The following is an 11,778-nucleotide window of genomic DNA, read 5'->3' on the forward strand; positions in this document are numbered from 1 at the left end:
AAACAATGGAATGAACGAATATGGTCGACACTCCGCAGCTTGAAATCGGGCCAGACAAATCGCTTCTTCTGGTTGACGATGATGAGTCGTTTCTGAGACGTCTGGCCAAGGCGATGGAAAAGCGCGGCTTCGAGATTGAGACCGCCGGTTCCGTCGCCGCAGGGCGCGCCATCGCCACCGCCCGCCCGCCCGCCTATGCCGTGGTCGATCTGCGGTTGGAGGATGGCAACGGTCTGGACGTGGTCGAGGTGCTGCGCGAGAAACGCCCCGATTGCCGGGTGGTGGTGCTGACCGGTTATGGTGCGATCGCAACCGCCGTGGCGGCGGTGAAAATCGGCGCGACGGACTACCTCTCGAAACCCGCAGACGCCACCGACATCATGAACGCGCTGTTGGCAGGCAGCGATGAGCTGCCGCCGCCCCCGGAAAACCCGATGAGCGCTGATCGGGTGCGTTGGGAACATATCCAGCGCGTCTATGAGCTGTGCGACCGCAACGTCAGCGAAACCGCCCGACGTCTGAACATGCACCGCAGGACATTGCAGCGGATATTGGCGAAACGCAGCCCTCGGTAGTCAAGAACGGCGTGCGCATCAATTGACGGTTTAGTGATTTGATACTTGCAGCGCTGTCCCGGAGTGTTGGGGTACTACCCTCCCTCTTTCTCAACAACTGGATGGATCAATGATCGGCTATGTGACTGTTGGCGTTTCGGACATGGATCGCGCAAAGAATTTCTACACCAACCTGTTTGCTGAAAAGGGGGCCAAAGTCGTCATCGATGCCGGGCGCATAGCCTTTATTGGAAATGACCCTGCGGCGCCGATGCTGGCTGTATGCGAGCCTTACGATGGCGAGGAGTGCTCGAATGGCAATGGTGGCATGATTGCCTTTGCGGCTGCCTCCAAGGACGAGGCCAAGGCGTTGTACGACAAAGCCATCAGCCTTGGCGCAACCGATGAGGGCGCGCCCGGCCAGCGTATTCCCGACCGATTCTATGGCGGTTACGCGCGTGATCTGGATGGCAACAAACTGTGCTTTTACGTCTTTGGTTAGGCGTTGACCTGATGGTCTGGCAAACGTGACGTATCACTCGTTGCCCGCAACATCTGGCGAGTAGCGGTTCGATATAGACATTTTTTGCCAGACGCAGGTTCACATATTTTTTATCAATGCCAAATGCCGGTCCGTATAGGCGCGTCGCACCTCCACCGGAGGGCGCAGCGTGATCTGTAGCCCCTCCATCACCGCTTTGTCCGGGCGACCGAAGAATTTGGTGGCCTCGGCCTCAGAAAACCCGGCGATCTGAGTGGCCTCCATCCAGGCGCTGATCTTGTCGGCCTTCTTGATCTGACGTTTCACGGTCGCGGGCACGGCGGCAGGCAGGCCGAAGCGGATATGGATCGCGGCGGCCAGCCGGTCATCGAGCTTACCGTAATCGGGCCCGACGGCGGATTTCACCGGTGAGATCATGTCGCCGATCACGTATTCCGGCGCATCGTGCAGCAAGGCGGCAAGGTGCCATTTCGCGGGCGCTTTGGGGGAAATCCGGCCAAAAAGCGCCTCAACCAGCAAAGAATGTTCAGCCACGGAATAGGCGAAATCGCCCTTGGTCTGGCCGTTCCAGCGGGCCACAAAGGCCAATCCGTGGGCGATATCCTCGATCTCGATATCCACCGGGGTCGGATCCAGTAAGTCCAGTCGCCGCCCCGATAACATCCGCTGCCATGCCCGTGTTTGCGTTGCCATTCAGCCACAGCCTTTCATGTTCGCCATGTTTTTGCCACATTTCGATCGCACAATGTTCTCTATCCTGATCACGCATTGCGAACAAATTATTGAGCGCCCGTGGTTTGAAATTCGGGTACGGGATCACGATATATTAATCGAGGGGGACGCATATTTTCCTCCCTAAGCGGCCCTCTCAGACAGAAACCTGTAACGAAAGGAGCTTGCCATGTTCAAGCGTTTGTTGGGTGTTGCCCTGACTTTCGGTATGGCCGCCACTGCGCCGCCTGCCTTTGCCGCCTCTTGCGGAGCCCGCGACAGTGTTGTCGCCAATCTGAAAGACAAATATGCCGAGCAATTAAAGGTCGGCGGTCTTCAGAATGTACGTGGCTCACATTCGGTGATGGAAATCTGGACCTCTGCGGAAACCGGCACATTCACCGTTCTACTGACTCAGGCCAACGGCATTTCCTGCATTGTCGCCGCCGGCACTGATTTTTTCGAAGCCGTCCCAGCTGTTGTTCCGGACGGTACGCCAAGTTGACCCGGGGCCAGTTTTAGCGAACGCGTCCCCTCCCCCTCTCCCCCAAACATAGGCCGAAGCGGTCGGAGCCCCAATCCTGTGGGTCGTGCTGCGCATTGAGCGCTGCGGGTGTGAGTTCCTATCGCAGCAGGTCCAGATCACCCTGGAAGCGATCAAGGAACTGCGCGGTTTTCTTGCTTGATGCCAGGTGCCGGATCAGCATCTTGCGCATTTTCCAGCTGTTTGGCGCGAGGGTGGCGGCCTCGGATCGGATGATATCGGTGTCCGGGAAATAGCGCGCGGCAAACCGTCTGAACGCATTCGCGAATCTCGGGCTGAGTTCGCCTTTCGGGTCTTTCCACGGTTTTGTGCCACCGATGAAATGTACCAGATTGGGTTCCTGCTGCATCGCAAACAGGCGCGAAGACCAGGTGAACTGCCAGTTCCAGACCGGATTGAGCTCGGCCCATTCCCCCTGCAGCGTTGCATTATACAGGTTCTGGTCGTGGCGGATCATGATTTCGGCGTTGGCCTTGCCCAGGGCGACGCAGCGATTCAGCAGATCCTGTGCATTGTAGCGCGCCACATCCATCAGAATGACACCCGCATTGAAATACCGCGCGGTCGGCAGGTCGAGAATCTTGAACTGCCTCGGCCTGCGGTTGGGTGTTCGCCACTGCATGTTGTCGCGAACTGCGGCAATCGGGTAGGGCGCGAAATCCAGCTTCAGCAACGCGCCGAAATCCCCACCCTGAACGAAGATGTCACTGTCCAGGTACAGGATGCGGTCATATTCGTCGGCAAAGGCCTCTGGCAGGGCAAGCCGCAAGTAAACGTCATGGGACTTGCCCGCGTCCAGCCGCAGGCCCTGAAACAGATCTCCGGTCTGTACCTGGCAGAGCCGGATATCGAGATGCGCAAGGCTTTCAGGGATGGTCACCGGACGCTCGCCGTAGCACAGGCAGATGTCGAAATCTCGGTCCGAATGCAGCGCGGCGATCTGCGAAATCGCGTGCGCGGCGAAGACGAGGTAGTTCTGATCGCAGCAGAACATGATTGCCCTGCGCGCGTTTGCAGGACGCGAAGCCGTCACTTGTGGCGTTCGTGTGTTCGATCCCATCGAAAATCCTGATCCAGTAACTGTCAGATTTGGCGTGGCCGACGGTATCTCAGAATTGAGTCCACCGGGCAATATGGATTCGCGTTGTGAGGCCCTTGTTTGAATGATAGAGGGCTTTTTCAAATGAGCTGGAGTATTGTGATGAGCACAGACTACGTCGTCAAAGACATTTCGCTGGCCGAATTTGGCCGCAAGGAACTGGATATTGCTGAAACCGAGATGCCGGGGCTGATGTCCCTTCGCGCGGAATATGGCGAGGCCAAGCCGCTGAAAGGCGCTCGGATTGTCGGGTCTTTGCACATGACCATTCAAACGGCGGTTCTGATCGAAACGCTGGTTGCGCTGGGCGCGGATGTACGCTGGGCGTCCTGCAACATCTTCTCGACCCAGGACCATGCCGCCGCAGCCATTGCCGCGGCCGGTGTCCCTGTATTCGCCATCAAGGGCCAGACCCTGGAGGAGCACTGGGACTACCTCGACAAATCCTTCCTGTTCGAAGACGGCCCCAACATGATCCTTGATGATGGCGGCGACGCGACACTCTATATCCTGCTGGGTGCGCGCGCCGAAGCAGGTGAGGACATCATCCCTGTGCCGGGTTCGGAAGAGGAAGCGGCCATCAAGGCCCAGATCGCCAAGCGCATGGCGGCCTCGCCGGGCTGGTTCACCAAGATGCGTGGCCAGATCCAGGGCGTGTCCGAGGAAACCACCACCGGCGTCAACCGCCTGTACCAACTGGTCAAGGAGGGTCAGCTGCCCTTCCCGGCGATCAACGTGAATGACAGTGTCACCAAGTCGAAATTCGACAACAAATACGGCTGCAAGGAATCGCTGGTCGACGGCATCCGCCGCGCCACCGACACGATGATGGCCGGCAAGGTTGCCGTGGTCTGCGGTTACGGCGATGTGGGCAAAGGCTCCGCCGCGTCGCTGCGCGGTGCCGGTGCCCGTGTGAAAGTGACCGAAGTGGACCCGATCTGCGCCCTGCAGGCCGCCATGGACGGGTTCGAAGTGACCCTGCTGGAAGACGAAGTTGCCAGCGCCGATGTGTTCATCACCACCACCGGCAACAAGGACGTGATCCGCATCGAGCATATGCGCGCGATGAAGGACATGGCCATCGTCGGCAATATCGGCCATTTCGACAATGAAATTCAGGTGGCGAACCTGAAGAACCACAAATGGACCAACATCAAGGAACAGGTGGACATGATCGAGATGCCTTCGGGCAGCCGCATCATCCTGCTGTCGGAGGGCCGCTTGCTGAACCTTGGCAACGCCACCGGCCATCCGTCGTTTGTGATGTCGGCGTCCTTTACCAACCAGGTCCTGGCCCAGATCGAGCTGTTCACCAAAGGCGATCAGTACGACAACGAGGTCTATATCCTGCCCAAGCATCTGGACGAAAAGGTCGCCCGCCTGCATCTGGATCGGATCGGCGTCAAGCTGACCAAGATGGACAGTGAGCAGGCCGCCTATATCGGCGTCAAACCCGAGGGTCCCTACAAGCCTGAACATTACCGGTATTGATCCGGTCAGCGGCCGGGCGGCGCGTCTGCCCGGCCTCTTTCCCCGACACGTGTTCTGACGCGCAATCTTATCTGAAAACCGGCTGCCAACTTTCGGATTGCGCTTTAGCGCAAGGACGGCATGAAATCGCCGCGTCCCTGCGGTGTCATGTCCAGAACATTCCAGAGCGGCCAGACCGTATCCATATGCCGTGGATGCCAGGGGCTGGGTTCAAACAGCATCTCGGACCCCCAGAAATGATGAATGCCGTTCCCGTCGCGGCAAAAGACATTCATCATCGGCATTTGATTGCCTTCGGAACTCTCTGCCAGATAATCGCTCTGATAAGTCGTTCCCAAAGCCGAGTAGATCGGCAACGCCTGCCAGCCCATATGCTGTGACAAAGCGGTCAGTTTTTCCGGCGTGTTCTGCGCGACGATGACAAGCGACATTCGCCGCGCCAGTTGCGCGGCATGACCACAAAACCCGTCCAGAAGCGACGAACAGGCGGGACAGGGCGCGTCAGCGTTTGGACCATACATCAGCGAATAGATCGCCAGCGTGTCGTGATCGCCGAACAACGTTGACAGCGGCGCGGCAGTGCCATCCAGTGCGGCAAAGCTGTAATCCTCGGCGATGGCCCCACCCTTGGGCAATTCGCGCCGCAGCGCCGCGACCTCTTCGGTCTTCTGGCGCAGCTCCAGTTCAGAGAGCAGCAACGCGTTGCGCGCGTCGCGATAGGCGGGGGTCTCATTGGGAAAAGATGCGGTCACTTTTTTGGCCTCGCAGTCTGTGCAGAATATTGTTTAACTAAAATGTAAAATAAAATCCACGGAATCACAACAGGTCGCGGCGCAGTCACTGTAAGGGGGAGCCGAGCGGAATTTTCCCTTTGAGCGGTTTGGCTGGCTGACTAGCCTGCGCGGCGGGAGTGACAGGCCCGCACACACAAACCAAGGGAGACTTGCAATGGGAAAACGTGACGAGTTGGTCGCGCAATACGCAGATGATCTGAAAAGCAAATGCGGGATCGACCCCGATATGGATCTGTTGACCAAGGTGACCATCGGCTGCGGTCCGGCGATCTATGACGCCGATGCCGCCACCGTTGCCTCCAGCCAGGACAGCGAGCTGGAAACGGTCAGGAAGAATTTTCTCATCAAGAAACTGGGTCTTGCCGACGGGCCCGAGTTGATGGATGGCATCAATTCGGTTGTCGACATCTACGGCAAATCCGAACGCAACAAATACCGCGCCGTCGTTTACTACATGCTGACCAAGCATTTCGGCAAGGAATCGGTCTACGGATAAGGACGCCGCAGACCTGAAAGCGCCCATCGGGAACAGGTGGGCGTTTCGCATTTTAACTCAATCTGAAATGCTTTGAGTTTGCCAAAAGCGGCGTTTTGGCAGATAGTCAAGCCAAGGACCAGGACGGTCAAACCTTCGAATTTTTTCGCGTGTGGTGAGTAGGGAGCACGTGGGGACGGGGAAGGTTCTGTATCGTCAGGACCTTCCCCAATTTACCGTCAAACCCCTCAGAAAAGCGCCAGAACCAAGCCCATGATACCGCAGGCAAGCGTGGCATAGCCGCCATCGATCAGCGTCAGCTTGAACGGTCGCATGGCGTACATGTTGTTCAGCGCGATCCAGGGCGAAATGAAGAACAACCCGACCCCGATCCCACTGACCAGACCTGCGCCAAGTGAGGTGATACCGCTCATGCGGAACACATGGCTCATCATGCCGGCAACGATCAGCTGCAGAACAAAGCCAAGCGCAAAGATCTTGGGGTTCATCCCGCCTTCGGGCTGTCCATCCGGCCCGCGCGGCACGCCCGAGGCTTCCATCCACGGCTCGGCAAGCTTCATGTACCAGACCGACCCGACCGCAAATGCCGCAACCGCAGCGACGAGGATGTTAAGCAGTTCCATATGTGAATTCTCCGCTATAGGTCTGCCCAGAGGATGCCCGATCAGTCCGGTTCTGTCTGCCCCAGCGCGCAGATTTTGCGCCATTCCGCTTCGGTCACGGGCTGAACCGACAAGCGCGAGTTCTTGACCAGCACCATCTCAGCCAGTGCTTCTTCGGCCTTGATGTCGTTCAAAGAGACGGGTTCGGTGAAGCGCCGGATCGCCTTGATATCCACGCATTCCCAGCGCGGATCGTCGGTGGTGCTGTCGGGGTGGGCCTCGGCGCAGACCTCGACGATGCCGACCACGGATTTTTCCTTTTGCGAGTGGTAGAAGAAGCCGCGATCGCCCAGTTTCATCTCGCGCATGAAATTGCGGGCCTGATAGTTGCGCACGCCGTCCCATTCCTCGCCCGCATCGCCCTTCGCGACCTGCTGATCCCAGCTCCAGGTCGAGGGTTCGGATTTGAACAACCAATATGCCATCACCCGACTACCTTCTTCCACGCGATCAATTCGACGGATTGGAACAGCCCCGCCTTCGCATAGGGGTCATTGTCGGCCCATTCTTGCGCCGCCGCCATATCCGCCACATCCAGAATGATCAGCGATCCGATCATCTGCTCGCCATCCAGCAACGGACCGGCCTGCGCAACTACGCCGGTCTCTTCGATATAGGCCAGATGCGCCGTGCGGTTGTCCAGACGGGTTTGCAGGGCGCCATCCTTGTCGCGTGCGATCAGGGCTATCGGCATGTCATTCCTCCTTGAGCGGTCGTGCCAGAAGTTGCGCCATTGCCGCGTCCGGGGTCAAGGCACCGTCCAGCAATCCGGTCACACAGCGCGAGATCGGCATGTCGATCGCCATCTCCTCGGCCCGCGCCACAACGGCATAGGCGGTGGCCGCCCCCTCGACCGTGACCGACGGGTCGAACGCTTCGGACCGGCCCAGCGACAGGCCAAGGCGATAGTTCCGCGACAGGTCAGAGGTGCAGGTCAAAGTCAGATCGCCAAAGCCGCTGAGCCCGGCCAGGGTTTCCGGCTGCGCCCCGCAGGCCAGCGCAAAACGTTGCATTTCGGCATAGCCGCGCGTCATCAGGGCGGCGCGGGCACTGTCGCCCAAACCTGCGCCCATCACTGTGCCGCAGGCGATGGCCATCACGTTTTTCAGCGCCCCGCCAAGCTCGGCGCCGATGGTGTCGGTCGTACGGTAAAGCCGCAGATTGGCGGTGGTCAGATCGTGCTGTAGCGACTCGCCCAAACCCGTCCCGGCGCAGGCCAGAGTAAGCGCCGTAGGCAGGCCCCGCGCGATGTCATCGGCAAAGCTAGGACCCGTCAGCAGCGCGGTGCGGGCGTCGGGCAAGACGTCAGACATCACCGCGATTGGTCCCAGACCGGTCTGCAGCTCGATCCCCTTGCAGCAGGCGACCAACGCCCGGCCCTGCAGCGCGTCAGAATGATCGTTGAGAAAGGACCGCAGTTTCTGCATGGGTACCGCCAGCAACAGCGTCCGGTTCTGCGTCGCCATCTGAAAATCATCGGTAACCTTCAGTGCTTCCGGCAGCGACACCCCCGGCAAGCGTCCGGTATTTTCGCGCGCCTGTTGCATTGCATCCGCCTGGTCGCGCGATCTGGCCCAGAGCGTCACCGGCCCGTTCCCCGCAAGGGACACTGCCAAGGCGGTGCCGAACGCGCCTGCCCCCAGAACCGAAACGTTCATGCCTTGGCCCCTTTCTTGCCGCTGCCCAGCAGGGCCGGGCTTGTCTTGTCCAGCGGCCAGCGGGGCCGCGCGGCAAGGTCCATGCCGTCGCGTGCGCCCGCTCGGAACCGCTCCATCCCCGCATAGGCGATCATCGCCGCATTGTCGGTACATAGCGCGAGAGGTGGTGCCAGAAAACGCGCTCCGGCCTCTTGGCAGAGCGCTTGCAAGCCTGCCCGGATCGTCCCGTTTGCTGCGACGCCTCCCGCGACGGCGACCACAGGCTCAGCCGGGTTTTCCCTGATATAGAGCCTGATTGCACGGCGGGTCTTCTCGGTCAGCGTATCTGCGACCGCCTGTTGGAACCCGGCGCACAGGTCGGCGCGGTCCTGCCTGGTCAGGCCGCCTTTTTCGGCGACAATCTGATCCCGGGCGCGCAGCACAGCCGTCTTCAACCCCGAGAAGGACAGGTTGCAATCGGGCCGGTCCAGCAGCGGGCGCGGCAAGCGGAACCGTTTGGGATCGCCTGTCTTGGCGTCTGCCTCCACCGCCGGGCCGCCGGGCTGAGCCAGCCCCAACAGGCGCGCTGTCTTGTCGAACGCTTCGCCCGGGGCGTCGTCGATGGTGCCGCCCAGACGGGTGAACTCTTCGGGACCGCGTACAATCAGATATTGGCAATGCCCGCCCGAGACGAGCAGCATCAGGTAAGGAAAGGCGACAGCATCGGTCAAACGCGGTGTCAGCGCGTGGCCGGCCAGATGGTTCACGCCGACCAGCGGCAGCCCGGTCGCAGCGCTTAGCCCCTTGGCGCACATCACACCGGACAGCACACCGCCAATCAACCCCGGCCCGGCGGTCACCGCAACAGCGTCCAGATCCGCAAGCGTCATTTGTGCCGCTGCCAGCGCCTCGGCAACCGCGACATCAAGCTTTTCGGCATGCGCGCGCGCCGCGATCTCGGGCACGACACCGCCGAAATCCGCGTGCAATTCGGCCTGGCCATAGACGATCGAGGACAGGATCTCGGGTCTGTGGCCCTCGGCCTGACATACGATCGCCGCTGCCGTGTCGTCGCAACTGCTTTCCAGTCCCAATATGGTCAGGTGTGGTGTCATGCATCCTCGGGATTGCATCGGATATCCGCTGCGGGGTAACATCCCGCGTTCCGGCAAACAATCCCGAGGCGGAAAGTCACGACAAGATGCATCTGCTGATGACACGCCCACGCGCCGCTGCGGAACGGTTCATCGACGGGTTGCCCGTCGCGGTTTCAGCCCAACTCTCGCCTATCTTTTCGCCGCTGATTCAGATCCGTCCATTGGACGTCGTACCTGAGCTGGCGGGCGTTGGCGCACTCGTTTTCACCTCGGCCAATGCGGTTGCGGTCGCAGCAGAAAATATCCGCAGCCGCGACCTTGCCTGCCATTGCGTCGGGCCTGCCACCACCGAAGCAGCGCGCAACGCGGGCTGGCATGCGACCCAATCAGGTGACAATGCGCAGCAGTTGATTGGGACCCTAACAAAGGAAAAACCCATTGGACCACTGATGCACTTGCGGGGCGTGCATGCGCGGGGAAACGTTGCCGAAACACTGTCGCGTGCGGGCGTCCCGTGTGGCGAGCAAGCCATTTACGATCAATCCCTGCGGCCCCTTAACGACGCAGCGGTCGAGGTTCTGGCCGGGTCCGAGCCCGTGATCGCGCCGTTTTTTTCGCCAAGGACGGCGCGACAATTTGCCGATACGGCCAACCCGTGTGCGCCCCTTTGGCTGATCGCGCTCAGCCCAGCCGTGGCGGAACCCCTTGAAACATTGCCCTTTCAGGATATGGCGATTGCCGGGGGTCCGAACAGCGCAGCGATGGGAAAAAGCGTCGAAATGTCCCTCAAACGGGCGAACCGGGTTGAGGGCCGCCCGGACGCGCATTAGTCTTTGCAAGGGTCTGGTGTTTAATAATTTTCAGAATCACGGGGGAAATACTCGGTGGCCGGTAAGAAAGAGACTGAGATCAGCAAGGATACCTCATCCGAGTCTGACCCGGTGGAGGCAGCCGAAAATGCCGATGCTACAGAGTTGCCCGAGGGTGAGGCCGATCAGGCTGTTGACGCGGATGAGGCGGCAGATGATCTGACTTCCGAAGCCGAAGCCGAAGCCGAAGCCGAAGCCGAAGCCGAAGCCGAAGCCGAAGCCGAAGCCGAAGCCGAAGCCGAAGCCGAAGCCGAAGCCGAAGCCGAAGCCGAAGCCGAAGCCGAAGCCGAGATGAGTTTCACCCCGAATTATGTGGAGCACGTTGCAGCCCAGCCGGAAAAGAAATCGGGTGGATTTGCACCTGCGTTGATTGGCGGGGTTCTGGCCGCCGCAATCGGCTTTGTCGCGGGGCAGGCCGGTCTGTTCGGGTCGGGTTCGGACACGAGCGCGCTGTCCGCACAGGTGACCGCGCTTGAAACGCAGCTGAAACAGCAGACCGACGCGCTGGGTGCGCTCGACCAGAAAGTCAGCGGAACGGATTCTGCCGGTCTGAGCGACAAGATCGATGCGCTGACAGCGCAGATCGATCCAGTGACAAGCGATCTGGGAACCCTGACCACTCAGATTCAGGACCTGTCGAAAGCCCTGCCGAATCTGGAAACACGGCTGAGTGAGCTGGAAAAACGCCCTGTCACCGAAGGGGCTTCGAAAGAGGCGGTGGCGGCCTATGACGCGGAACTGGCCAAGCTCAAGGACACGATGGCAAGCCAGCGCGCCGAGGTCGAATCGATGATGAAACAGGCGCAGGATCTCAAGGAGCAGGCCAGCGCCGATGCGCAGGCCGCTGCCAACCGCACCGCCGCCGCGCAGTTGCGCGGTGAGCTGGAAAGCGGCGCGCCCTATGTCAAAACGTTGAATGCGCTCAGATCCGGGGGCGTCAGCATCCCCGGCGCGCTGGCGGCATCGGCCACAGATGGCGTTGCAACACTAAGCGTCTTGCAGGAAAGCTTTGCGCCTGCCGCGCGGGTGGCACTTGCTGACGCGCGAGAGACCGAGAAAGGCACCGGTTTGATGGCCTTCATTCAGCGCCAGACAGGCGCACGCTCGGTCGCGCCGCGCGAAGGCTCGGACGCCGATGCGGTCCTGTCCCGGGCCGAGGCGGCGCTGACGCAGGGCGATGTCTCGACCACGCTCACCGATCTGGATGCGCTGCCTGATGCAGCCAAGGCGGCGCTGTCCGAATGGATTGCGCGCGCGACCTCTCGTCAGGAGGCGCTCAGCGCCGCTGATGCCCTGGCAACCAGCCTGAACTCGAACTGAAG

15 protein-coding genes are annotated in these 11,778 nt (G+C 60.3%); 7 read left to right on the top strand and 8 right to left on the bottom strand.

The features are described from left to right. Positions 1–20: 20 nt before the first annotated feature. Both M3P21_RS08230 and M3P21_RS08235 read left to right on the top strand, forming a co-directional pair. Entirely contained in the window at positions 21–575 is a 555-nt protein-coding gene (locus tag M3P21_RS08230; protein ID WP_249708830.1) for an ActR/PrrA/RegA family redox response regulator transcription factor, read from the top strand. A 109-nt stretch (positions 576–684) separates the two neighbouring features. Further along, a complete protein-coding gene (locus M3P21_RS08235) occupies positions 685–1,056 on the top strand; it encodes a VOC family protein (protein WP_249708832.1) in 372 nt (123 codons plus the stop codon). A 99-nt stretch (positions 1,057–1,155) separates the two neighbouring features. Here the strand turns inward: M3P21_RS08235 and M3P21_RS08240 are convergent, their stop codons facing one another. Further along, complete coding sequence (locus tag M3P21_RS08240; protein ID WP_249708842.1) at positions 1,156–1,749, bottom strand: HD domain-containing protein; 594 nt, start codon at positions 1,747–1,749, stop codon at positions 1,156–1,158. A gap of 208 nt (positions 1,750–1,957) precedes the next feature. Between M3P21_RS08240 and M3P21_RS08245 the strand changes: the two genes are divergently transcribed. Continuing rightward, the gene (locus M3P21_RS08245; protein WP_249708844.1) at positions 1,958–2,272 is read left to right on the top strand and encodes a hypothetical protein; all 315 of its coding nucleotides are present in this window, start codon (positions 1,958–1,960) and stop codon (positions 2,270–2,272) included. A 118-nt stretch (positions 2,273–2,390) separates the two neighbouring features. Here the strand turns inward: M3P21_RS08245 and M3P21_RS08250 are convergent, their stop codons facing one another. After that, entirely contained in the window at positions 2,391–3,305 is a 915-nt protein-coding gene (locus M3P21_RS08250; protein WP_249708846.1) for a glycosyltransferase family 8 protein, read from the bottom strand. Between the two features lie 207 nt (positions 3,306–3,512). On the opposite strand from M3P21_RS08250, the gene ahcY reads away from it, so the two are divergent. Next, the gene (ahcY, locus tag M3P21_RS08255) at positions 3,513–4,901 is read left to right on the top strand and encodes an adenosylhomocysteinase (RefSeq protein WP_249708848.1); all 1,389 of its coding nucleotides are present in this window, start codon (positions 3,513–3,515) and stop codon (positions 4,899–4,901) included. 104 nt (positions 4,902–5,005) lie between these two features. Here the strand turns inward: ahcY and M3P21_RS08260 are convergent, their stop codons facing one another. After that, positions 5,006–5,653, bottom strand: a complete 648-nt coding sequence (locus M3P21_RS08260) for a DUF899 family protein (RefSeq protein WP_249708850.1) — start codon at positions 5,651–5,653, stop codon at positions 5,006–5,008. A 196-nt stretch (positions 5,654–5,849) separates the two neighbouring features. Here M3P21_RS08260 and M3P21_RS08265 point away from each other — a divergent pair, with 196 nt between their 5' ends. Next, a complete protein-coding gene (locus M3P21_RS08265; protein ID WP_249708852.1) occupies positions 5,850–6,191 on the top strand; it encodes a DUF2853 family protein in 342 nt (113 codons plus the stop codon). A gap of 227 nt (positions 6,192–6,418) precedes the next feature. On the opposite strand, the gene M3P21_RS08270 is transcribed toward M3P21_RS08265, so the two are convergent. Genes M3P21_RS08270 through tsaD form a run of 5 tightly spaced genes read right to left on the bottom strand, consistent with a single transcriptional unit; the run spans position 6,419 to position 9,605 of the window. After that, positions 6,419–6,814: a DUF1761 domain-containing protein gene (locus M3P21_RS08270; protein WP_249708854.1), complete on the bottom strand. Its 396-nt coding sequence runs from the start codon at positions 6,812–6,814 to the stop codon at positions 6,419–6,421. 41 nt (positions 6,815–6,855) lie between these two features. Then, complete coding sequence (locus M3P21_RS08275) at positions 6,856–7,278, bottom strand: EVE domain-containing protein (protein ID WP_249708856.1); 423 nt, start codon at positions 7,276–7,278, stop codon at positions 6,856–6,858. Next, complete coding sequence (locus M3P21_RS08280; RefSeq protein WP_249708858.1) at positions 7,278–7,547, bottom strand: YciI family protein; 270 nt, start codon at positions 7,545–7,547, stop codon at positions 7,278–7,280. Before M3P21_RS08280 ends, M3P21_RS08275 begins: the two co-directional genes overlap by 1 nt. Position 7,548: 1 nt before the next feature. After that, complete coding sequence (locus M3P21_RS08285) at positions 7,549–8,511, bottom strand: NAD(P)H-dependent glycerol-3-phosphate dehydrogenase (protein ID WP_249708861.1); 963 nt, start codon at positions 8,509–8,511, stop codon at positions 7,549–7,551. Beyond that, positions 8,508–9,605: a tRNA (adenosine(37)-N6)-threonylcarbamoyltransferase complex transferase subunit TsaD gene (gene tsaD / locus M3P21_RS08290; RefSeq protein WP_249708862.1), complete on the bottom strand. Its 1,098-nt coding sequence runs from the start codon at positions 9,603–9,605 to the stop codon at positions 8,508–8,510. Before tsaD ends, M3P21_RS08285 begins: the two co-directional genes overlap by 4 nt. A gap of 98 nt (positions 9,606–9,703) precedes the next feature. On the opposite strand from tsaD, the gene M3P21_RS08295 reads away from it, so the two are divergent. Together M3P21_RS08295 and M3P21_RS08300 are read left to right on the top strand one after the other, a co-directional pair. Further along, positions 9,704–10,417: a uroporphyrinogen-III synthase gene (locus M3P21_RS08295; RefSeq protein ID WP_249708864.1), complete on the top strand. Its 714-nt coding sequence runs from the start codon at positions 9,704–9,706 to the stop codon at positions 10,415–10,417. A 54-nt stretch (positions 10,418–10,471) separates the two neighbouring features. Further along, complete coding sequence (locus M3P21_RS08300; protein WP_249708866.1) at positions 10,472–11,776, top strand: COG4223 family protein; 1,305 nt, start codon at positions 10,472–10,474, stop codon at positions 11,774–11,776. The last annotated feature ends 2 nt before the right edge of the window (positions 11,777–11,778 follow it).

Origin of the sequence: Ruegeria spongiae (genome assembly GCF_023502395.1) — a bacterium.
GTDB classification, from domain to species: domain Bacteria; phylum Pseudomonadota; class Alphaproteobacteria; order Rhodobacterales; family Rhodobacteraceae; genus Ruegeria_C; species Ruegeria_C spongiae.